The sequence below is a fragment of the Phaeobacter sp. A36a-5a genome (assembly GCF_037911135.1).
Classification (GTDB): Bacteria; Pseudomonadota; Alphaproteobacteria; order Rhodobacterales; family Rhodobacteraceae; genus Phaeobacter; species Phaeobacter bryozoorum.
This window is the reverse complement of the sequence record NZ_JBBLYU010000002.1, coordinates 118731-140122: the sequence shown is the minus strand read 5'-3', so window position 1 is coordinate 140122 and position 21392 is coordinate 118731. Positions and strand designations below refer to the sequence as shown.

The following is a 21392-nucleotide window of genomic DNA, read 5'->3' as shown; positions in this document are numbered from 1 at the left end:
ACCCCTCTCACGGGCTCGAGGAACCAGATTGATCTGTCACCAGCCTGGACTGGTCTGGCATGAAATAAGCCCTGCCCAAGAGAGAACCTTGGGCAAGGCTTTGTAGTATTACACGCAGAGTTGCTCAGTTGCCGTCAGACGTGCTTTCACCCGAGAGCGCATTGGGATCGAACGCGCCACCGAAGGCGGAGTTTCCGCCGCTTGCCGGTGCCGAGCTTTCGTCTTCGCCTTCAGGGGCAGCGCTGTCTCCGCCACCCAAAGCATTGGGGTCAAATACCCCCCCAAACCCAGAGCTATTACCACCGCTGCCAGATGGCTCAGATGTTGCGCCTCCAGCATCAGAGCTCCCGTTTTCGGCTTCTTCAGCTGCTCGGCGAGCAGCGTCTTCGGCACGGCGCTGACGCAATTCCTGAATACGCAGCTCGGTTTCCAGACGTTTCTGCTCCTTCACTTCGGCGATACATTGAGCTGGGCTGTAAACAGTCGCCGTGCCGACAATCACAATGGTGAAGCAGGCAACCCCAACCAGCCCAAGAGCCGCCCAGTTCGAACTGAGGAACCCCGGCAGCCGCAGCCGGCCACTTTCCAGCTCTTCTACCGTCGCGTCCTTGCGGGCCGCCGCGACCAACTCACGCCGACGGATTGTTGCCTCGTTGAACAGCGCCGCAAAAACCGTCAGCACAACGATGATAAATGCCAGAGCAGAGATCGCCGGAGTGATACCGTAGCGCACCTTTTGCGCCAGTTCGATTGTCAGGGTCGGGTATTCGCCGAAGGTGAAAGTAGTGGTGTTGTAGTTCTCAAAACTAGCAAGGAAGGCAAGAACCGCCGCCGACGCAATTGCCGGTTTCATGAATGGCAACAGAACCTTGCGGAACGCCTGCGCATGGGTCGCCCCGAGGTCAAGCGCCGCCTCAGTCAGCGCGATGTCGTAACGCTGCAGACGCGCCACCAGCACCAGCATACAATAGCTGGCGATGAAGGTGGATTGGCCGATGATGGTCAAGAACAGCCCATTGGACAGGAAACTATCCGCCCCCAGACCAACCATACGGTTGATACGATCCCAGAACACCAGCGTCGAAATACCGATCACCACGCCCGGTATCAGGATCGGTGCGATGATGACGGTGTAATAGGTCGCCCGGAGCTTCGGCCAGATCTGCGTTAGCATCAAAGCGCCCGCCAGACCCATTGCCACCGACAGCACCACCGTGCCCGCGCCCACCAGAATAGAATTCCAGATGCCATTCAGAATGCGCTCGTCCTGGAACAGGGCAGAGAACCATTCGAATGTCAGGCACTCCCATGGCGTGGCTTGCGGAAAGCCCGGCGAGTTGAAGGCGGTGACCGACATGATCACCAGCGGCCCCAGAAGATAGGCGAAGAATATCGCCAGATAGAACCAGACGCTCAGGCGCAGAAAGGAGAAATTCTTCATTTGCCGATATCTCCCATATTCACCTTGAACAGGCGCATGACGGCCAGAACCAACAGGATACAGGTCACAAGCAGTACCACCGCATAGGCAGCACCCTGCGGCCAGTCGGAGTTGTCATTGAACTGCTGGTAGATCAACTGCGTGAACCACAAGGACGAGGGGCCACCCAGGATCTGCGGCGCCGCCAGAGCGCCCGCCGAGAGCATGAACACCATGGTGCACCCCGAGCTGATACCTGGTTTGGCATAGGGGATTACAACACGTTGGTGGATCTTGGCCCAGCTGGCCCCCATGTCTCGAGCGGCCTCGATCTGGTTGCGATCCAGGCTTTCGATCACGTTATAGATCGGAAAGATCATCAACAGGATGTAGGCATAGCCAAGCCCTGCATAGAGCGCGATATCATTGCGAATGAAATCAAACGGCGTATCGAAAACCCCCATCCCGACGAGGGCCGTGTTCAGAACACCGCTTTCCCCGAAAATGATGCGCAGGGCAAAGGCCCGCAGGATTTCATTGATCCAATAGGGGATGATCAGCATCAGGGCAAAAATACGGATGTGATTGCCCTTGGTCTGCGCGAGATAATAGGCGATCGGATAGCAAAGGATCAGGTTGAACACCGTGACACAGACCGCAGCGACGAGCGTGCGGAAGAATACCCGCAGATCAACTGCATTGTAGTCTTGGCTACCGCCCTCGGGGCCAAAGACCAGATATTTGTAGTTCTCCAGCGTATAGACGTCCTTTGGCCCGCCGATCTCTGGTGGAGGCAGGTTCGGTCGGAATGAAAAGTCGAGCATCGACAGCTGCGGCAGAATGATGAGGCCGATAGTCCAAAACAGGACGAGACCAAGCATCAACGAACCCAGTCCGTAGCCGTTGCGATTAAAGAATTCCCTCAGGAATCTTGGCATGACCTGGCCCTCCTTATTCTGCGGCCAGCTCACCCGCGGGCACGACGACGGCATTCTTCGTCTCGTATTCCAGGGTGATGTTTTGACCTGTGTGATCGTCGAACGACTGACCAAGGTTCGGGATGGAAACCTTCAGCTCCTTACCGCCGTCTCCCTCCATGAAGATGTTGAAGGCATTGCCTTCAAATTCCTCGTGGTTGACCTTGGCGGTCACAAAATGATCACCGGTGGCCCCTTGCGGCGCCAGGGCAAAAGCTTCGGGGCGAATGAACATCATTGCATCATCGCCCTCTTTCATCTTTCCCTGATTGGCAGAAGAAATCCGCGCGACCAGATTACCGGACCGGTTCGTCGCTATGAGCGCTTCATTCCCCATTACCCGCTTCACCTTGCCGCGGAACACGTTGTTCTCCCCGACAAAGGATGCGGCAAAGGCCGTTGCAGGATCGTTATAGACCGCCTTGCCGTTGCCGATCTGGTCGATCACGCCGGCGCGCATGACGGCGATATTGTCGGACATGGTCAGCGCCTCGCCCTGATCGTGGGTGATATAGATAAACGTAATGCCGACCCGCTGCTGAATTTCGCGTAGCTCGGTCCGCATGTGCTGACGCAGCTTCAGATCAAGTGCCGACAGCGGTTCATCCAGCAGGAGCACATCCGGCTCAGCGCAGAGCGCGCGCGCGATGGCAACCCGCTGACGCTGACCACCAGACAGTTCCGACGGCAGTTTGTCCCCCTGCCCCGGCAGTGCAATCATGTCCAGAAGCTCATCCGCGCGCTTGCGCCGATCCTTTGCCGACGCGCCGTTGATCTCCATGGAGAAGGTGATGTTTTCCCAGACCTTCATCAGCGGGAACAGCGCAAGGTTCTGAAAGATCAGCGCGGTCGGGCGCTTGTTCGGGCCAATCCCGCGCATGTTATTGCCGCCAATCAAGACGTTCCCTTCGCTTGGCTCCAGGAAACCGGAAACCGCGCGCAAGATTGTCGTCTTGCCACAGCCAGACGGGCCCAGGAACGAAAAGAAATCGCCTCCGTTGATTTTGACATTTGCGTCGCGCACGGCGACGAAATCTCCAAAGCGGATCCAGAGGTTTTCAAGATCTACGCCTACCCCAGCACTCATGTGGCCTCTCCCTCGGTGCAACCGTTCGTTCGGAGGCGAACCCCCGGCCGATGCAGATAGCATCCGGTTGATGATATGTTGAATTTACGCCCTCAGGCGTGTGGCTGGCCCCCGCCGAAACGGGAGCCAGATGTACTTGCCCGATCAGGTGATCAGGCGCTCTTGAACTTGTTGACGAATTCGGTCCGTACGTCTGCGTACCAGGGGGCTTCAGCCGGCCATGGGTTGAGATTGGCAAGGCTGTTGCCGGGATAGGCTTCGGCAAAGTTCTTCTTATAGACATCGCCGGAGTAATCATCCGCTTTCAGCACGGGCGAGTTGTACCCATGGCTGTCGATTGCCTTGCCCGCAGGTTCCTGCTGGTAAGCATAGTCGATAAAGGCATAGACCTGCTCTTCGTTCTGGGCGCCGACTGGCATCGACATGCCGTCAACCCAGGCCATCGCCCCCTCGACCGGTGCCTGATAATGAACAGGCTCACCTGCGGATTTCAGCGCAAGCGGCGGTCCATCCCAGGTCTGCCCGACAACGACACCTTCGTTCAGCAGGCCGTTTTTCTGGGTATCCGCATCGTTCCAGATCAGCTTGATCCGGTTTTTGCGCGCCACACACCAGTCGGTGACCTGCCCCCAGACCTTGCGCATGGTGTCTTCATCTTCATACGCCGCCCAGATCGAGCCAGGTTCCATTTCGCCGGCGGCCTCCATGTAGAGCCCCGCACCCAGCATCATGGAATGGGCACGGCCCATGGTCTTGCCTGCGTTCTCTTCACTCCAGACATCGCCGTAAGACGGCGCATCGCCGGATGGCAGCCACTTGTCAGTCCGGTAGGCAATTCCCTCAGTGCCCCAGATATGCGGCAGCCAATGGGCGCCATTGTCGCCAAAGTTCCAGGCATCTGTACCAATCTTCGCCATCGCCGGGTTCACCGCGTCAACATTTACCTTATTGAGATCAAACGGCTTCAGAAGTTCCAGTGGCCCCCATTGCAAGGAGCGGTTGTTGGTTGGCGAAACGATGTCGAAGCCTTGCCCCTTCGTGGCTTTCATCTTGTTGATGATTTCTTCGTTCGACCCGATACCTGTGTAGTTCACCTTGATCCCGGTCTTACCCTCGAACCCGGCGATGAACTCAGGTGGCAGATAGTCGGACCACATCAGAATGTTGATCTCGCCGGAGGAGGCCAGTGCGCTCTTGGAATAGAGCGGCGCTGCCAGGGCTGCCGCACCAGCGCTCTTCAGAATCGAGCGGCGGGTTACATTGGACTTTGCAGTCATATTCTTTTTCTCCCTATGGGTCTGTTGGTCTTTTGTTTTTCTTTTTTGGTAGTGGAACTCTGCGAAACACACTCCGATTGCTACAGTGACAGATTCAGAATTCGATAAGGCCAGAAGAGGCCCTACAGGCGTATTTATGGTGCCAGTTTCAGTTCCATCCCTAGACATTCGGAACGAAACTTATGCGCGTTTGTCAGCGAAGACGCCGACTCCCACATGGTTCCACCGCAGTCAGTCTGCGCCTTTGGCGCCTCTCACGTCAACGATGCAACACTGTGGAAGTGTTCACAAAATCGCCGAACCCCTCAAACCGCCATGCCGATGAGCGCTACCCCCGCCGCCATGAGCACAGCCGCCCCAAGACGCCGTTTCCAGTTGCCCTCTTTCAGGATCAGAAACCCGATCAGCGCGGCAAAGATAACCGACGTTTCCCGCAGGGCAGATACAGCCCCCAGCGGCGCAAAGTTCTTGGCAAAGAGAACCAGCCCGTAGGCGCACATAGATACCAGACCGCCGGCGATCCCCAAAGCCCAGACCCCGGCAGGCACATCGGGCAGTGTTGCACGTTTCCGCAGAAGAACAAACGCCGCGACAAAGACATGGAGAAACGCGCCCCAAGCCCAGTAGCTGACCGTGTTGCCAGACAGACGCACGCCAATGCCGTCAACCAGCGAATATAGTGAGATGAAAAAACCGGTGCCCAGCGCGTACCACAAAGCGCTCTGCCCGACCCCTGATCGCAGCGCCTTCCAACTGCTAAGCTGAATCCCCCCAGCAATGAGCGCGATTCCCACCCAGGCCTGCGCCGGCAGGATTTCCCCGACAAAGATCATCGCCCAGAGCGAAACCAACGCTGGGACAATGCCGCGCGCAATGGGATAGACCACGCTCAGGTCGCCGTGATGATACGCGCGACCGAGCATGTAGAAATACCCAAAATGCACCACCGTCGACACGCCGATGTAGGGCAGGCTTGCCACATCCGGCAAAGGTAGCGTGGCCACCATGACCGCCCCGGGGATGACGTGCCCCAAAGCCACCAAACCCAGCGTCGTGGTCCTGTCGATCGCCGTCTTTACAATGGCATTCCAGATCGCGTGCAGCAACGCGGCCGACAGAATGATGGCAATCACAAATGGCGTCATATCAGGCTTTCACAGCTAGCGGGCTTCCAGAACACACATCAGTCCATTTCGTCCGCAGGCATATCCTGGATCAAACGGGTCTCCAGCAGCTGCCCGTTGCGGTATAGGATCGGATAGGCGATGGCGGCGATATGGCTGTTGAATTCCCGCAGCGCGCGCAATGTCTCGAGATGGATATCCGAGCTCTCGAAACTTTCCGCAGCGCCGCGCTGCAATCGGCGCAGATGGCGCTTACGGCTGTCACGTTCCATCCGCTTGACCTCGGTTTTCTCAAGGCTCAGCAAGCGTGCGCTTTCCAGGTCGTCCGAGATCAGCACATTCGATGCAAGCTGCATATTGGCGACGATCACCTCGTGCATACGGGTGATTTCTGCCCAGCCTTCTTTTGAGAACCGCACCCCCTTCTTGTGCATGGACGCAGCTAGGACGGCGAGCCGTTCATCCACCACGTCGCCGGCCGTCTCCAGCCGGATGGCATATTCAACCAGATCTCGGGCAACCTTGGCATTTTCTTTGCCGAACCCTTCGCTTGGCATGCCAGCCACGTAGCTTCGGATACCCGACAGGCAGCTGTTCACTTCCCGATCCAGAGCCTGCACCGCCTTGATCTGGGCACGGTCGCCGTGCTGATAAAGATCGGGAATTGGTCGGAACATCGCACCGACCAGATCCGACATCCGCAGCAGTTCGCGTTTCAGGCTGCTGATCGCCTGATTGGGTTGCCGGTAATCATCTGTGTTCAATACGCTCACCGGCAGCCCGTGCGTGTTGCCCTGCAGAGGGGTCGGGTTTGGTATCAGGCTGGTCATGACACCATGCAGCATTCCGCAGAACGGCAGCGCCAGGATCAACAGCGATGTGTTGAACAGAAGATGCGCATAGACCAGCATCTGGCCGCCCTCAGGTGCGCCCAGAACACCCGCCCGCAAAGCGATATTGGCGCCAAAGACGCAGATCACCGCCCAGGTTCCACGCAGTCCCAAATTCGCAAGCGGCACACGCCGCCCTGGCGCAGGCATCCCTCGGCTCAGCCAGACCGGAATGAAGGCCGAGCCGAAATTGGCCCCCAGGACCAGGGACAACCCGGCCGCGAAAGGGATCGCATCGATCTGAACGAGGGTGACGCACATGAGGATGGCCGCCACCGAAGAGTGCATGACAAACGCCAGAGCAGCGCCCACGAGAAACGCCGTGATGTAATCCCGGGCGAGATATTCCGCGATTGCCGGTAGGAACGCGCTCTCCCGGATGGGGTCCATAGCCTCGCGCAGGAACCGCAGCGAAATCAGAATAAAGGCGATCCCCATCAGAATGCGCCCCATTTGCCGGGCCTTCTTCGCCTCGACCTTGACGAAAAGATAGCCACCGACAGCCAGCAGCACGGGCACCAGCCAGTCGAGCTGGAACGACAAGAGCTGAATGATAAGCGCCGATCCAAGGTCGCCACCCAAAACAATCGCCAGACCAGAGGCAAAGGACAGCAAACCGCTTGCCGCAAATCCCGAGGTCAGCAGGGCAACCGCGGCAGAGCTTTGCAGAACGATGGCCATGCCAATCCCCACGAAGCTGGCCTGCACAAGGCTGCGCTGCCCGGTCAATAGCCGCTGGAACGTCGCGCCGTAGCTGCGTTCAATACCGGTCCGCACCATCCGTACCGCAAACAGCAGCAACATGACGGCACCGGCAAGGCTGGTCAGAAAGCTCAATATGGCCATAGAGTTATGTCTTGTCCTTTTGTTGGGCAGCGTCGTGACGTTACCGCTCTTTTCTTGGCGCGATGGGAAACCCCAGCTGCGCAGCCCTCCCGGCGATTCCGCCAATCAAGTTATCCCTTCATGGTCTTGCTCTCGCCCCCTTCTGTTTCCGGGCTGTTCGAACCAGGCGCCAGTTCAAGGTCAATATCCCAGAGTTCCAATGCACGGCGGTATTTGCGGGCAGGCATGATATCGGTCAGCAACAGATCCAGCAGTTCCGGTTGCGGACCGCGATGCGGCGCAGTGCCTTCGAATTTCGGGTGCGCGACCACCAGCATGGTCCATTCGGCAACCTGCGCCACCACAGCTGCCAGCTGTGCTTCTGTCGCACTTTGGTAAAGCGCGCCGTGTTTGGCAGAAAACGCATCTGCCGACAACACCGCCACATCCAGCGCGAACTCCTGGACCTGCTGTTCAGCGACATGTCCAAATGTACCGCGTTCGTTGCTCTGTATTTCGCCGCCGAGGAAATGCACCCTGTTGCCGTTATGATTGGCCAGCGTCTGCGCCACACCAATGGAATTCGTGACCACCGTCAGACCGGCGCGGCTACGCAGCGCCTTGGCGACAAAAGCGGTGGTGGAGCCGACATCGAGAAAAACCGCCATCCCGTCGGTAACGTGGTCCAGTGCCCTGGCAGCGATGCTTTGCTTTTCCGCCGTATATTTCGAGATCCGTCGGAAGAAACTATCCGCCGCATCTGGTCCCGCCAGGTAGGCGCCTCCGTGCACTCGCTGCACTAGTCCCTGTTTCGCAAGCGCCTTGATGGTCCGACGCACGGTTTCCTCCGACACCTTCAGAACCTTGGCCATCTCGCCGCTGCGTGCCGATCCGCCCAGACGGCGCAAGGCCTCCAGCAGCTCCAATTCGCGGTGCGAGATTTTCTGGTCTTCGGGCAATAGGCAGCCTTGGTAAGGAGTGAGATTTCGCTGGAGAGTGAACCACAGGGATGCCGAAAAAATCAAACATAAAAACACAAAATTCCACACAAACGGTCAAATTCAACAATGTGATGGCAGGGAAACCCTTTGCCATACTCGTGATTTCAGGCTTATCTGGCCGCAATTGCGGCAAGGAAATTCCACATGAGCCAAGCTTCAGACCAGCGCAGGAATGTCCTGTTTATCCTGATCGATCAGATGCGGGCGGATTGCCTGTTTGGAGCCCTGGCCGAGCACGTAGCGCTGCCAAACCTGCGCGCCTTGATGGCGGATGCCGTTACCTTCCAGAGGAACTATACGGTCGTGAATCCCTGCGGACCGTCGCGGGCCTCGATCCTGACTGGCCAGTATGCGATGAACCACCGATCCGTTCGCAACGGGACACCGCTCCGGCATGACACACCAAACCTCGCGTCTGAGATGCGCAAGGCGGGTTATCTGCCGATGCTGTTTGGCTATACCGACACCTCGCATGACCCGCGCATCTACCACCCCGGCGACCCGGCGATGCAGACCTACGAATACCCGATGGCCGGTTTCCACGAGATGCTGGAAATGCGGATGGAGATGTCGCATCCATGGCGCGCGCATCTGCTGAACAAGGGCTATACCTTCGATCGCTACTGGGACATCTACAAACCGGTTTCGCCAACCGGGGGCGCTCCTAGACTGAACGACCCCGCTGTGTACCGGGCCGAAGATAGCGATACCGCCTTTCTCACCGATCGGTTTCTGGCGACAATGCCTGGCTACCGCGACCAGAGCTGGTTCGCACATCTCACCTATATCCGCCCGCATCCGCCGCTGGTCGCGCCTGCGCCTTACAACCGGATGTACGATCCCGCCAGCCTGCCGCTGCCGCAGCGCCTCGCCACTGTAGAGGACGAACGCGCGGTCCATCCGTTTTTCGACCCGACCACCCGCGCTGCGTCTCCCGCCTCCTTTGTCGAGGGTTTTCCGGATCTGGACCCCAGCGACCCGGTAATCCAGACGCTGCGGGCGATCTACCTAGGCCTCGCCAGCGAGGTCGACGCTCATATTGGCCGGGTCATGCAATATCTGCAGAACAGCGACCAATTGGAGAATACACTTGTCGTGCTCAGCGCCGATCATGGGGAAATGCTGGGTGATCGGCACAGCTGGGGCAAATTCTCTGTCTATGATGCCGCCTATCATACCCCGTTGATCATTCGCCAACCGGGCAACGCCATGCGCGCCGGAGCGGTCGTGCAAGACATCACGGAGTCGATCGACCTGGCCCCGACTATTCTCGACTGGGTCGGTCAGGCGGTCCCCAACTCAATGGATGGGCGGTCTTTGCTCCCACTGGTTTCCGGGGAAACACCAGACGACTGGCGCAGCTACAGCTATTCGGAACTGGACTTTGGCGAGCCAGAACGCCCCAGTATCTGGCAACACCATCTGGGAACCGATGCCAGCAATTCCTGCCTCGCTATTCTACGGGACGCGCGGTTTACATTGGTTGAATTTGCCGCTGACCTGCCGCCACTGCTATTTGACCACACCGCCGAGGGCGAAAGGGTCAATGTCGCGGAACACCCTGAGCATCAGGGCGATCTGGCCCGTCTCACCCGCCAAATGCTGCGGCACCGGATGCGCAACATGGACCACACCCTGTCTCTCGACACCATTACGCCGCATGGGCCGCGCAGGCAGGCCCGCCACAGGCCAACGAATACTCCCGGTGTCCAGCATGGCTGACCTGCGAAGCACCCTCGGCGATCTGTTTGCCGCCGCCATCGCCCGAGCCGACCCTGCAATGGCCTTGGCGGAAAGCTTGCGACAGCATCCGCCACCCCTGCCGCGCCCCGGCGGACGCCTGATCCTTATCGCACTGGGGAAGGCCGCCGTACCCATGATGCGACAGGCCATGCGGATGCTCCCGCCATCCGACAGGGCGGTCGCCGTCACCAACCCGGAAAACCTTGCCGAGATCCCCGGAGCCAGTGTCCTGGCCGGTGACCATCCGGTGCCCAATGACATGAGCCTCGCGGCTGGCGCCGCCCTGCGTCAGGCCGTCGGCGACCTGACTGCCAATGACAGTGTGGTGGCGCTGATTTCCGGTGGTGGTTCTGCCCTCGCCGTGGCGCCGGCTGCAGGGCTTACACTTGCCCACAAAACCGCAGTCACCGATCTCCTTTTGGGAGCCGGACTGGACATCATGCAGATGAATCTGATCCGTCAGCAACTCTCTGAGCTGAAGGGAGGTGGCCTCCTGCGCTCCGCCTACCCCGCACCGGTCTGCAGCTATATTCTGTCGGATGTGATCGGTGATGATCTGCGCGCGATAGCCTCGGGTCCGACGGTGGCACCGCTGGGATCGCGCACCATGGCGCGCGACTGTCTTGTAGCGCATGACCTTTGGGCCTCGCTTCCGGGCGCTGTTCAGGCCCATTTGTCAGCACAGGAAGACCCTGCACAAACCCTCCTTGATACAGGGTCCGTCATTGCACATCTGATCGGGTCTAACCGTCACAGCCTGATCGCCATGAAGGAACTGGCCGCACGCAAGGGCTGGTCTACCGATATCGTTGATTATGCCCTGACCGGAGATGTGGAGGCCGCCGCGGCACGGATTATCTCCGCAACCCAGGCACGGGTTTCAAACCACCCGGTCGCGCTGATCTTCGGCGGGGAAACAACGGTAAATCTGACCGGAACAGGCCGCGGTGGACGCAATCAGGAACTGGCGCTCCATGTGGCGCGCTTAGGCCGCCAAACGCTGAGCGGAAGCTGGGCTTTCCTGTCAGCGGGCACCGATGGGCGGGACGGTCCGACGGATGCGGCAGGAGGCATTGTCGATGGGGGCACGTGGCAGCGCATTCTGGACAAGGGGGGCGACCCGATGGCCTTGCTCAGGAACAACGACAGCAACCGGGCGCTCAGATTTGCGGATGATCTGTTTGTAACCGGCGGAACCGGCACCAATGTGGCGGATATTCAGATCATGCTTTTGCCCGCCCGTTAGGGACACCTGTTGCGGCTACTCTTCCAGCTGGTGCAGTTCGTTCAGCAGATCCAGAAGCGCCTCGTAACGCTCATTCCCCATCTGCGCGCGGGTCCGTTCGATCACGGCGAGACTGGCCTGCAAGTTGTCGTCAATCACCTGTTCGCCCGCTTCGGTAATACTGACAATCTGGCGGCGGCGATCCATCTGATCCTTTGCCCGTTGGATCAGCCCCTTATCCTCCAGCTTCTGCAGGATGCGGGTCAAGCTGGGAAGCAGCAGGCACGCGCGCTCGGAAATCTGCGTCGGATCAATGTCACCTGTTTCCTGAACGACCCGCAACACGCGCCATTGCTGTTCGGTCAGCCCCGCGTCGCTCAGCAACGCGCGAATAGGGCCCATCACGCGCTCACGCGCGCGCAGCAGGGCAATGGGCAAGGATCGGTCTGTGCTTGGTAACTGCTTGGTCATGCCAGATTATCGCTGTCTAGGGGCGCAAAGGCAAATCCTCAGTACCCGGAGTGACTAGCACTTACGCTGCTGGGCAATCCAAATCGACCGGGTCTATACCTGTATTGGCGGAATGACGCTGAGCGGATCTCTGACATCGGATACGATCGAGCATGTGGACAGGTATTAATGCACATGTTAATTATATGCTCATCTAAGGTAGCCGGATGCTAAGCCCAAGGACGACACGATGAACTGGAATGATTTTTCTCACTGGGGCCGCAAGGTTGCGGACTGGGCACAGGACTATCACCTGACCGTCGGCGACCGCCCGGTGCGAGCGCAGACGGCTCCCGGCGAGGTGCTGAGCGCCCTGCCCCAAACCCCGCCCGAGGATGGCGAGGGGATGGAGGTGATCTTCCGCGATTTCGAAGACATCGTGATGCCCGGCATCACTCATTGGCAGCACCCGCGCTTCTTTGCCTATTTCACCTCCAACGCCGCCGCGCCCTCGGTGCTGGCGGAGTTCCTCGCCTCCGCCATCGCTCCGCAATGCATGCTGTGGCAGACCTCGCCGGCGGCAACTGAGATGGAAACGCGGATGATGGACTGGCTGCGCCAGGCGCTGGACCTGCCGGACCAGTTCCAGGGCGTCATTCAGGACTCGGCCTCCTCCGCCACCCTCGCCGCCGTGCTGACCATGCGGGAAAAGGCGCTGAACTGGCAGGGCAACCAGCAGGGCCTGTTCGCCCAAAAGCCACTCCGGATTTACTGTTCATCTGAAGTCCACACCTCCATCGACCGCGCCATCTGGGTCGCGGGCATCGGCCAGCAGAACCTGATCCGCATCCCCATCAAGGGCGACTGGCGCGGCATGGACCCGGACGCGCTGAAGGCGGCGATCCAATCCGACCTCGCCGCGGGTCACCAGCCAGCCGGCGTCATTCTCTGCGTGGGCGGCACCGGCGTTGGTGCCACCGATCCGGTCGATCAGGTGCTGAACGTCGCCGAAAAATACGGCCTCTACACCCATGTGGACGCCGCGTGGGCCGGCTCCGCCATGATCTGCCCGCAATACCGCCACTACTGGCCCGGCGTCGAACGCGCCGACAGCATCGTCTTCAACCCGCACAAATGGCTGGGCGTGCAGTTCGACTGCTCCGCCCATTTTGTGAGGAACCCGGACGATCTGGTGCAAACCCTCGCCATCAGTCCGGAATACCTCAAGACCCACGGCCATGACGGCATCATCAACTATTCCGAATGGTCGGTTCCGCTGGGCCGCCGGTTCCGGGCCCTGAAAATCTGGTTCCTGATCCGCACCTACGGGCTGGAGGGTCTGCGCCAGCGCCTGCGCAACCACATCATCTGGTCCAACCAGCTGCACGATAAGCTCAAGTTAGAGCCTGATTTCGAGATTGTGACACCACCAATGTGGTCGCTTTGGTCGTTCCGCTATGCCCCGCAGGGCGCTAACGATCTGGATGAACTCAATCTACAACTGTTGAACGCGATCAATGACGATGGTCGTATCTACCTGACCCAGACCCGCGTCGACGGCGCGCTGGTTATCCGGTTCCAGGCTGGCCAGTTTGAGACAACCGAAGCCGATGTTATGCTGGCCCATGAGGTTATCACCGAGATTGCGCGCGCCCTGAAAGCCCGGTGACCAGAACAAACCCGCGCCACCCGACCCAAACAGGAGATTTGCCAATGCCCGCCACCAAAAACACCTTCAAACAGGCTCTATCGCGGGGCGATCGCCAGATTGGGTGCTGGATGAGCTTTGGTGAGGGTGCCGTAGCCGAAGTAATGGGAACCTGTGGCTTCGATTGGCTAGTGATCGACGGTGAACATGCGCCAAACGACATCCGGTCCATTCGTGATCAGCTGATGGCTCTGGCTGCCTCCAAGAGTCATCCCGTCGTGCGCGTTCCGGTTGGAGAGACATGGATTATCAAACAGGTTCTAGACGCCGGTGCGCAAACGGTCCTGATACCTATCGTCGAAACTGCCGAACAGGCCAGAGAGCTGGTCCGAGCCTGCCGCTATCCGCCTACCGGCACCCGCGGCGTGGGCGCAACTGCGGCGCGGGCGTCGATGTTCGGCTCTGTCAGCGACTATACTCGAACCGCCGATCAGGAAATCTGCCTCCTGTTGCAGGTCGAAAACCGTAAAGGCATCGAAAATCTCGACGACATTCTGGAGGTCGAAGGTGTCGACGGGATTTTTATAGGACCTGCCGACCTGTCCACTGACATGGGACATCAGGGCAACTCCGCCCACCCGGAGGTCAGAGCAGTGATCGCCGATGCCATGACCCGGATCAAGGCTGCCGGAAGGGCGCCTGGCATTCTGGGCACTGCCCCCGAGGCGACACAGGCCTATCTGGATATGGGCGCGCAGTTCCTTGCAGTTGGGATTGACGTAATGGTCTTGGCCAATAACGCCCGAGCCCTCGCCACTGAATGGTCTGCGAAATAGACGCCGAACGCCACGTTCACAAAATGGGATCAAAAAATACGTATTTCCGCGCAATTGACCGGTTTGACACCCCGCCGCTAGCCTGCCACCACAGGAGCGAGACCGCGCCAAACATCTTGGCGCGCCACGAGGGAGCTACAGGATGAAACGCACATTTGCTGCGGGGATGGTCTCCGCACTGACGCTGACCTCTGCGCTGGCCACCGCCGCCTTTGCAGATATCAAAATCGCCCATGTCTACGGCAAGACCGGCCCGTTCGAGGCCTATGCCAAACAATCCCATGACGGGCTGATGCTGGGTCTGGAATATGCCACCGGCGGCACTATGGAAATCAACGGCGAAAAAATCGTCGTGATCGAAAAGGACACCCAGCTCAAGCCTGAGAATGGCAAGGCACTTCTGGAAGAAGCCTACGGCGACGACGAGGTGGATTTGGCCATCGGGCCGGTCAGCTCCGGCGTTGCGCTGGCGATGCTGCCGGTTGCCGAAGAATACGAAAAACTGCTGATCGTGGAGCCGGCGGTTGCCGATTCCATCACGGGCGCGAATTGGAACCGTTACATTTTCCGCACCTCGCGCAATTCCTCGCAGGATGCGGTGGCCAGCGCCATCGCCCTAGCCGGTGAAAATGTGCATATCGCAACGCTGGCACAGGACTATGCCTTTGGCCGCGACGGCATCGCAGCCTTCCGCGAAGCCCTGGCCGCTCAGGGCCACCAAATTGTCCATGAGGAATTCGCCCCAACCGACACCACCGACTTTACCGCTGCGGGCGAGCGCATTTTCAACGCGATGAAAGATCTCGAGGGCGAGAAGAAGCTTTTCATCATCTGGGCCGGTGGTGGCAATCCATGGGCCAAGATCAACGCAATGGATCCCGGTCGTTTCGGGATCGAATTTGCCGGCGTTGGAAACATCCTCGCCGCCCTGAAAGGGTTCAAGGATTTCGCAGGTATGGAAGGTGGCACGTATTACTACTACGAACTGCCTGACAATCCGGTGAACGACTGGCTGGTGAAGACCCATTTTGAACGGTTCGACAGCCCGCCCGATTTCTTCACCGCAGGCGGAATGGCCGCTGGCATCGCCGCCGTGGAAGCGATCAAGAAGGCCGGATCCACCGACACCGAGGCGTTGATTGCGGCGATGGAAGGCATGGAATGGCAAACCCCGAAGGGCACCATGAAATTCCGGGCCGAGGATCATCAGGCGCTGCAATCCATGTATCACTTCAAACTGCGTGTCGACGACGATGTCGAATGGGCCATCCCGGAACTGGTTCGCGAGCTGAGCATCGACGATCTGCCGATTCCGATCCGCAACTGATCACACAACGCGACCGGGTCCGGGGCGACCGCCACCGGGCCCGGCACGTCACATGGGATTGCGCGGCCCGCCGCGATCACCCGGCCACTACCCCGTTTCAGATGGATGCACCCATGCCCGCCCCTCTACTGTCCACCAGCGATCTCACCGTACGCTTTGGCGGGCATGTGGCCGTCGATGCAGTGACTTGTGACTTTCATCCGGGCGAACTCACGGCCATTGTCGGCCCCAATGGCGCTGGGAAGACCACTTATTTCAACCTGATTTCAGGACAGATTCCCGCCAGCGCCGGTCGCGTCACGCTGATGGGGCGGGACATCAGCACGCAGTCCGTATCAGCCCGCACCAAAGCAGGCATCGGTCGCGCATTCCAGATGACCAATCTGTTTCCCGACCTTACTGTGCTGGAAAACGTCCGGCTGGTGGTGCAGGCCAAGGCTGCGCGCGGCTTCAATCTTTGGTCGATGGTCACAGGCCACACCGATCTGATTGATCAGGCCGAAAGAATTCTCGCCCAGGTCCGCCTGCTGGACGAGCGTCAGCAGATGGTTTCGGAGCTGTCCCATGGCAATCAGCGCAAGCTGGAAGTCGCTCTGCTGATCGCGCTCGATCCTCTTGTCTATATGTTTGACGAGCCGACAGCCGGGATGAGCGTGGACGAAGCGCCGGTCGTGCTGGATCTCATCGCGGATCTGAAAAGCCAGACCGACCGCACCATCTTGTTGGTCGAGCATAAGATGGATGTGATCCGAACCCTAGCCGACCGCATTATCGTTCTGCACAATGGCGCGCTGGCTGCCGATGGCCTTCCGACGGAGGTGATGGCCTCCGACGTGGTGCAGGAGGCCTATATGGGCCGTGGGCTGGAGGGGATCCTGGATCATGTATGACCTCGACCGAACCGCCCCCCCTCCTCTTCTGCGGATTGAGGAGATCCATACCAAGATCGCCCAGTACCATATTCTTCAGGGGGTCGACCTCGATGTTCCGCGCGGCGGTGTCACCATGCTGCTGGGGCGCAACGGTGTCGGCAAAACAACGACCCTACGCAGCATTATCGGCCATTGGCGAACCCATCGTGGCCGCATCCTGTTCGATGGAGCCGACATCACCCAGACGCCCACCGCCAGCATTGCACGCGCGGGCATCGGCTTCGTCCCCGAGGATATGGGGATCTTTGCCGATCTGACTGTTGAAGAAAACATGGTCCTCGCCGCGGTTTCCGGCCCGATTGATACGGCGCGGCTCGACTGGATCTTTCAGGCCTTTCCGCCGCTGAAAACCTTTTGGAAATCCGAAGCCGGAAATCTCTCCGGCGGGCAAAAACAGATGCTGTCAATTGCCCGCTCCATGATCGAAGAACGCAAGCTATACCTGATCGACGAACCGACAAAAGGCCTGGCCCCGGCGATCATCTCCACCATGGCACGCGCGATCAAGGACCTGAAAGATCAGGGTGCATCGATCCTGATGGTCGAACAGAATTTTGCAGTCGCCAAGGCGCTTGGCGACACCGCCAGCGTTATGGACGACGGCCGTGTCATCTGGTCAGGCGCAATGGCTGAATTGGCAGGCGACACCGCTTTGCAGGAGCGGCTGATGGGCCTCAGCATGGAGGCGCATTGAACATGCCCGATGTTCAAGACAGACCCCGCCATTGCCTTATCCGGCAGGAGATCAACAGATGACCGCTGCCCCCGAACACGCGCCAACGATGGCTCAATCGTCGCTCCGCGACCGACTGGCCCCCTACGCACCGCTGCTGCTGGTTCCACTGTTGGCTATCGCCGGTTTTATCGCCGTGCAGAACCCTGCAAGCTGGATGACCCTGACGGTTTCCGGGCTGGCCATGGGAATGATGATCTTCCTCATGGCCTCCGGGCTGACGCTTGTTTTCGGGCTGATGGATGTCATCAACTTCGGCCATGGCGCCTTCGTTTCTGTTGGAGCCTTCATCGGAATTTCGGTTTTGCTGACACTGGGCCAGCTGACCAATGCGCCGTCGCTGGCATTGAACCTGCTGGCCATTCTCGCCGCCGTTCTTGCCGCAATGGCGGCGACCGCCCTCATGGGTTGGGCATTCGAACGGGTGATCGTCAAACCCGTCTATGGCAATCATCTGAGCCAGATCCTGGTCACCATGGGTGGCCTGATCATTGCCGAACAGCTGATCATCGTCCTTTGGGGGCCGGAAGAAATCTACTTCACACGTCCCGAGGCGCTGAAGGGGGCGCTGACCTTCGGCGACGCCGCTATCGAGAAGTACCGTCTTGTTACCGTCGCCGTCGGCCTTGCGGTCTTTGCTGCCATGCGCTTCGTGCTGCGCCGGACCAAGATCGGGTTGATCGTCCGCGCAGGCGTACAGAACGGCGAGATGGTCGCCGCGCTCGGATATCGCCTGCGCCTCGTCTTCGTCGGCGTGTTCATCGCAGGTTCAGCCCTTGCGGGCCTGGGAGGTGTGATGTGGGGCCTCTATCAGGAAGTTATCACCGCCCATATGGGCAATCAGGCGATGATCCTGATCTTCATTGTGGTGATCATCGGCGGTCTCGGATCGGTTGAAGGCTGCTTCATCGGTGCGCTGCTGGTCGGGCTGTTGCAGAACTATGTCGCCTTCGTAGAGCCGAAACTGGCCCTTGTTTCCAATATCGCCCTAATGGTCGCAATCCTGATGTGGCGCCCGATGGGAATGATCCCGGTGGTAAAGGCAAAATGATGCACATTCTTCTGTCTGGCGACCTGCCCCGCTCTCGCATTCTGGCCCTTTTGCTGGCTGTCATTCTGATTTGTCTTGCCTTCGCACCCTTCCTGTTTCCGGGCGTGCGGACAGTGGATACGGCTGCACGCATCTGCATATTCGTGGTGCTGGTGGCGAGCTATGATCTGCTGCTGGGCTACGGCGGCATCGTCAGCTTTGCCCACACGATGTTCTTTGGCATGGGCGCCTATGGTGTGGCACTGGCCTCCACCCACATGGGGCGCGGATTCGATGCGCTTCTGGTCGGCTCTCTCACCGGTGCTGGTCTCGCCGCTGGGCTGGCGCTGTTGATTGGCCTGTTTTCATTGCGGGTGCGGGCCATCTTTTTTGCGATGATCACGCTTGCGGTTGCCTCCGCCGTTGCCGTCCTTGTCAGCCAGCTCTCTGGTCTGACCGGCGGCGAAGACGGTCTGACGTTCAAGACCCCGCGCGAGTTGGGACCTGCGTTCAAATTTGGCACGGAGCTGTTTGGCGGTGAACTGTTAGGCGTCAAACTCAACGGACGACTGCTCACCTACTACCTGATTTTCGCAGGCAGCGCGCTGCTGTTTCTGGCCCTGTTGCGCATCGTGAACTCACCGTTCGGTCGCGTTTTGCAGGCCGTCCGCGAGAATGATTTCCGGGCGGAGGCGATCGGCTACCGCGTTGTTTACTACCGCGTCACGGCCACCTGTCTCTCGGCGGCGATTGCTGCGCTGTCCGGCTCTCTCTATGCGATCTGGCTACGTTACGTGGGACCAGACACCACCCTGTCGATGACCATCATGATTGATATCCTGCTGATGGTCGTCATCGGTGGTATGGGCACGATCTACGGTGCGGTGGTTGGTGCGACCGTTTTTGTACTTGCGCAGAATTACCTGCAAAACCTGATGGGCGTGCTTTCCGGCATGACCGAGGGGTTGCCGTTGCTGCCCGAACTCCTGAGCCCGGACAGGTGGCTATTGTGGCTGGGTGTCCTTTTCATACTTAGCGTCTACTTCTTCCCTAGCGGCGTGGTGGGCCGCCTGCGCGGGCAACGCTAGCGCCGAGACCGGCAGGCGGCAGGGCTAGCGCAGAATTTGATCTTCAGGCCAGCTCAGCTCTGTCTCGATCTGGATCACTTCACGCGCGCCCTGAGTGATCTCCATGTCCCAGGCCAATATCCCGCGCTGTTTCTCGACGTTTTCTTCCGTCGGCGCAGGGCGCGCAGACCAGCGTATCTTAAGGTCGTCCTGCTGGGAGTATGGAACACGGTCAAGAACCCGCAAAGGCCAGGGCTGGTCAGTCAGGTTCTCGATCTCGATCTCAACCCGGCTAAACTGTTCCGCATTGCGCGAAATCAGCCCCTGTTCACCTTCGCTCTGATCCAGAACATCGCGGCGCAGGGTTAGCCCCTTGATCGGCCCAAACCCGATGTCTGCCTCTGCCCCAGGTGCCAGGCCCGGAAAATCTGCAACGGCGACCAGCTTCCCGTCCACGAAATGCGCAGCCTCTGTTGCAGGCAGCAACTGCTCGCCAAATTCGTTTGCGAAACGCACCACGCGATAAGCGACCTCATTGCGCAGTGGCACCGCCTGTGCTCTCAACTCAGCGCTTGCGGTGACACTGTCCATTTCTAGCCGCAACGCATCCACACCCGAGGCGATGGAGACCGGCTCACCAAACCCATAGACAGCCGCAACGCCGCCCGTGTCGACGCTCCATTGCGGAAGTAGCTCATCAACCAACACAGCCGCTTCGATTATCGGTTCGTTGGCAAGCTGCAATTCCATATCAGATGACAGCCGCTGCTTAGGCGTTGGGACAGGCATCGGTTTCTCGATCCGACGCAGCTGTGGGAACAGGCGCGATGGCGCTGATTGCCCCAGCGGTTCCGCCGTCGACAGCGTCAGCGCAATGTCCTGCCAGCTCTCGCCCGTATCCTGCGCCAGCATCACGCTGCGCGCCAGAGTCAGCTCCGCCACATCACCTGTCGCAAGATGCAGCTCATAATGGGGAGACCACCCTATATGTCCCGCTCCAGCTGTCAGATAGGTGAGTGTAACCTCGGCGCCCCCAGCCTCTGCAACGTCGACTTCCACCTCAATGAAGAGCCGGTCCTCATCCTCCAGCGCGATGGCTGCGAGTGCTGCGTGGGCCTCCTTCAATTCGTCCTGGAGTGCTGTCAGAGCTTGTTCCTTGGCGCGGGCCTCGGCCTCTGCATCAATAATCTCACGATGGCTTGCAGTCGCCCGGTTTGAGATCATCACCGCGATATCCGCCAGCGCTGAGGCATCCGCCCCCGCCAGACCATCATTACCGCCGAGTTGTTCAAGGAATTGGATTGAGCTCTGCGCGGCTCGGGCCGTGGCTCGGGCACGTTCGGCTTCATCCGTCACGGCTGCGATCTGTTCTTCGATCTGACGGATACGTGCCTCAGCAGCGTCAATCTCAGGTGTCGCCACGTCCTGAGGGGGCACGGACTCCTCTCGCATTAGGGTGCTGATACGGCGCCCGCCCGCGATCTGCACCTGCAGGCTGGCGGTCTGCGCGCTTTGTGGCACGTTTTGCAGGATCAGCTGGTGCCGCCCGGCAGGCAGGTCCACCGCCGCAGTGCGGGTGATTTGGGCAAGCCCCGGATAAAGCGTTACCGCGGAAACCTGGCTAGAAACAGGGAACACATCCGCAACTGCGGATGTGGCAATGCTGATTGTGCCGGTGGTAGCCGCAAGAATGGCAAAAACTGAATGAACAGGTCGCATGATATCTCTCGATTGATCAAATCGCGGACAAGCGGCCCGCCTGTGATCAAATCTACGTATCGTTGCGAGATGTTACCAGCC

18 protein-coding genes are annotated in these 21392 nt (G+C 59.3%); 9 read left to right on the top strand and 9 right to left on the bottom strand.

The window, feature by feature from the left end:
- Positions 1-124 precede the first annotated feature (124 nt).
- The 7 genes from WLQ66_RS11220 to WLQ66_RS11190 all read right to left on the bottom strand — a co-directional run bounded on the left by WLQ66_RS11220 (position 125) and on the right by WLQ66_RS11190 (position 8559).
- Complete coding sequence (locus WLQ66_RS11220; protein WP_340546461.1) at positions 125-1441, bottom strand: ABC transporter permease; 1317 nt, start codon at positions 1439-1441, stop codon at positions 125-127.
- A complete protein-coding gene (locus WLQ66_RS11215) occupies positions 1438-2358 on the bottom strand; it encodes an ABC transporter permease (RefSeq protein ID WP_340546460.1) in 921 nt (306 codons plus the stop codon). Before WLQ66_RS11215 ends, WLQ66_RS11220 begins: the two co-directional genes overlap by 4 nt.
- Positions 2359-2371: 13 nt before the next feature.
- Positions 2372-3484, bottom strand: coding sequence for an ABC transporter ATP-binding protein (locus tag WLQ66_RS11210; protein ID WP_340546459.1), 1113 nt, complete (start codon positions 3482-3484; stop codon positions 2372-2374).
- Between the two features lie 152 nt (positions 3485-3636).
- Positions 3637-4761: an extracellular solute-binding protein gene (locus WLQ66_RS11205; RefSeq protein WP_340546458.1), complete on the bottom strand. Its 1125-nt coding sequence runs from the start codon at positions 4759-4761 to the stop codon at positions 3637-3639.
- Between the two features lie 305 nt (positions 4762-5066).
- Positions 5067-5906 carry an EamA family transporter gene (locus WLQ66_RS11200; protein ID WP_340546457.1) on the bottom strand — a complete coding sequence of 280 codons (840 nt, stop codon included), beginning with the start codon at positions 5904-5906 and terminating at the stop codon, positions 5067-5069.
- Positions 5907-5944: 38 nt separating this feature from the next.
- Positions 5945-7621: a Na/Pi cotransporter family protein gene (locus WLQ66_RS11195; protein WP_340546456.1), complete on the bottom strand. Its 1677-nt coding sequence runs from the start codon at positions 7619-7621 to the stop codon at positions 5945-5947.
- A 110-nt stretch (positions 7622-7731) separates the two neighbouring features.
- Entirely contained in the window at positions 7732-8559 is an 828-nt protein-coding gene (locus WLQ66_RS11190; protein ID WP_340546455.1) for a DeoR/GlpR family DNA-binding transcription regulator, read from the bottom strand.
- Between the two features lie 186 nt (positions 8560-8745).
- On the opposite strand from WLQ66_RS11190, the gene WLQ66_RS11185 reads away from it, so the two are divergent.
- Both WLQ66_RS11185 and WLQ66_RS11180 read left to right on the top strand, forming a co-directional pair.
- A complete protein-coding gene (locus WLQ66_RS11185) occupies positions 8746-10323 on the top strand; it encodes a sulfatase-like hydrolase/transferase (RefSeq protein ID WP_340546454.1) in 1578 nt (525 codons plus the stop codon).
- Positions 10316-11590: a glycerate kinase type-2 family protein gene (locus WLQ66_RS11180; RefSeq protein WP_340546453.1), complete on the top strand. Its 1275-nt coding sequence runs from the start codon at positions 10316-10318 to the stop codon at positions 11588-11590. Before WLQ66_RS11185 ends, WLQ66_RS11180 begins: the two co-directional genes overlap by 8 nt.
- Positions 11591-11605: 15 nt before the next feature.
- On the opposite strand, the gene hpaR is transcribed toward WLQ66_RS11180, so the two are convergent.
- Positions 11606-12040, bottom strand: a complete 435-nt coding sequence (hpaR, locus tag WLQ66_RS11175) for a homoprotocatechuate degradation operon regulator HpaR (RefSeq protein WP_340546452.1) — start codon at positions 12038-12040, stop codon at positions 11606-11608.
- Between the two features lie 229 nt (positions 12041-12269).
- Here hpaR and WLQ66_RS11170 point away from each other — a divergent pair, with 229 nt between their 5' ends.
- From WLQ66_RS11170 to WLQ66_RS11140, 7 genes are all read left to right on the top strand, one after another.
- Positions 12270-13688: a pyridoxal phosphate-dependent decarboxylase family protein gene (locus WLQ66_RS11170; RefSeq protein ID WP_340546451.1), complete on the top strand. Its 1419-nt coding sequence runs from the start codon at positions 12270-12272 to the stop codon at positions 13686-13688.
- Positions 13689-13732: 44 nt separating this feature from the next.
- Positions 13733-14503: an HpcH/HpaI aldolase family protein gene (locus WLQ66_RS11165; protein ID WP_340546450.1), complete on the top strand. Its 771-nt coding sequence runs from the start codon at positions 13733-13735 to the stop codon at positions 14501-14503.
- A gap of 142 nt (positions 14504-14645) precedes the next feature.
- On the top strand, positions 14646-15830 hold the full coding sequence (locus WLQ66_RS11160) for a substrate-binding domain-containing protein (protein WP_340546449.1): 1185 nt from the start codon (positions 14646-14648) through the stop codon (positions 15828-15830).
- Positions 15831-15943: 113 nt separating this feature from the next.
- Entirely contained in the window at positions 15944-16720 is a 777-nt protein-coding gene (locus tag WLQ66_RS11155; protein ID WP_340546448.1) for an ABC transporter ATP-binding protein, read from the top strand.
- Positions 16713-17456 carry an ABC transporter ATP-binding protein gene (locus tag WLQ66_RS11150; RefSeq protein ID WP_340546447.1) on the top strand — a complete coding sequence of 248 codons (744 nt, stop codon included), beginning with the start codon at positions 16713-16715 and terminating at the stop codon, positions 17454-17456. Before WLQ66_RS11155 ends, WLQ66_RS11150 begins: the two co-directional genes overlap by 8 nt.
- 58 nt (positions 17457-17514) lie before the next feature.
- Positions 17515-18546: a branched-chain amino acid ABC transporter permease gene (locus tag WLQ66_RS11145; RefSeq protein ID WP_340546446.1), complete on the top strand. Its 1032-nt coding sequence runs from the start codon at positions 17515-17517 to the stop codon at positions 18544-18546.
- Positions 18543-19613, top strand: a complete 1071-nt coding sequence (locus tag WLQ66_RS11140) for a branched-chain amino acid ABC transporter permease (RefSeq protein WP_340546445.1) — start codon at positions 18543-18545, stop codon at positions 19611-19613. The genes WLQ66_RS11145 and WLQ66_RS11140 overlap by 4 nt, the downstream gene beginning before the upstream one ends.
- Positions 19614-19637: 24 nt before the next feature.
- Here WLQ66_RS11140 and WLQ66_RS11135 read toward each other — a convergent pair whose 3' ends face one another.
- Complete coding sequence (locus WLQ66_RS11135) at positions 19638-21311, bottom strand: DUF4139 domain-containing protein (RefSeq protein ID WP_340546444.1); 1674 nt, start codon at positions 21309-21311, stop codon at positions 19638-19640.
- Positions 21312-21392 lie beyond the last annotated feature (81 nt).

Excerpts from the sequence above, each read along its gene's own strand:
- WLQ66_RS11220 (WP_340546461.1), bottom strand. The coding sequence starts at position 1,441 with ATGAAGAATTTCTCCTTTCTGCGCCTGAGCGTCTGGTTCTATCTGGCG.
- WLQ66_RS11215 (WP_340546460.1), bottom strand. The coding sequence starts at position 2,358 with ATGCCAAGATTCCTGAGGGAATTCTTTAATCGCAACGGCTACGGACTG.
- WLQ66_RS11210 (WP_340546459.1), bottom strand. The coding sequence starts at position 3,484 with ATGAGTGCTGGGGTAGGCGTAGATCTTGAAAACCTCTGGATCCGCTTT.
- WLQ66_RS11205 (WP_340546458.1), bottom strand. The coding sequence starts at position 4,761 with ATGACTGCAAAGTCCAATGTAACCCGCCGCTCGATTCTGAAGAGCGCT.
- WLQ66_RS11200 (WP_340546457.1), bottom strand. The coding sequence starts at position 5,906 with ATGACGCCATTTGTGATTGCCATCATTCTGTCGGCCGCGTTGCTGCAC.
- WLQ66_RS11195 (WP_340546456.1), bottom strand. The coding sequence starts at position 7,621 with ATGGCCATATTGAGCTTTCTGACCAGCCTTGCCGGTGCCGTCATGTTG.
- WLQ66_RS11185 (WP_340546454.1), top strand. The coding sequence starts at position 8,746 with ATGAGCCAAGCTTCAGACCAGCGCAGGAATGTCCTGTTTATCCTGATC.
- WLQ66_RS11180 (WP_340546453.1), top strand. The coding sequence starts at position 10,316 with ATGGCTGACCTGCGAAGCACCCTCGGCGATCTGTTTGCCGCCGCCATC.
- hpaR (WP_340546452.1), bottom strand. The coding sequence starts at position 12,040 with ATGACCAAGCAGTTACCAAGCACAGACCGATCCTTGCCCATTGCCCTG.
- WLQ66_RS11170 (WP_340546451.1), top strand. The coding sequence starts at position 12,270 with ATGAACTGGAATGATTTTTCTCACTGGGGCCGCAAGGTTGCGGACTGG.
- WLQ66_RS11165 (WP_340546450.1), top strand. The coding sequence starts at position 13,733 with ATGCCCGCCACCAAAAACACCTTCAAACAGGCTCTATCGCGGGGCGAT.
- WLQ66_RS11160 (WP_340546449.1), top strand. The coding sequence starts at position 14,646 with ATGAAACGCACATTTGCTGCGGGGATGGTCTCCGCACTGACGCTGACC.
- WLQ66_RS11155 (WP_340546448.1), top strand. The coding sequence starts at position 15,944 with ATGCCCGCCCCTCTACTGTCCACCAGCGATCTCACCGTACGCTTTGGC.
- WLQ66_RS11150 (WP_340546447.1), top strand. The coding sequence starts at position 16,713 with ATGTATGACCTCGACCGAACCGCCCCCCCTCCTCTTCTGCGGATTGAG.
- WLQ66_RS11145 (WP_340546446.1), top strand. The coding sequence starts at position 17,515 with ATGACCGCTGCCCCCGAACACGCGCCAACGATGGCTCAATCGTCGCTC.
- WLQ66_RS11140 (WP_340546445.1), top strand. The coding sequence starts at position 18,543 with ATGATGCACATTCTTCTGTCTGGCGACCTGCCCCGCTCTCGCATTCTG.
- WLQ66_RS11135 (WP_340546444.1), bottom strand. The coding sequence starts at position 21,311 with ATGCGACCTGTTCATTCAGTTTTTGCCATTCTTGCGGCTACCACCGGC.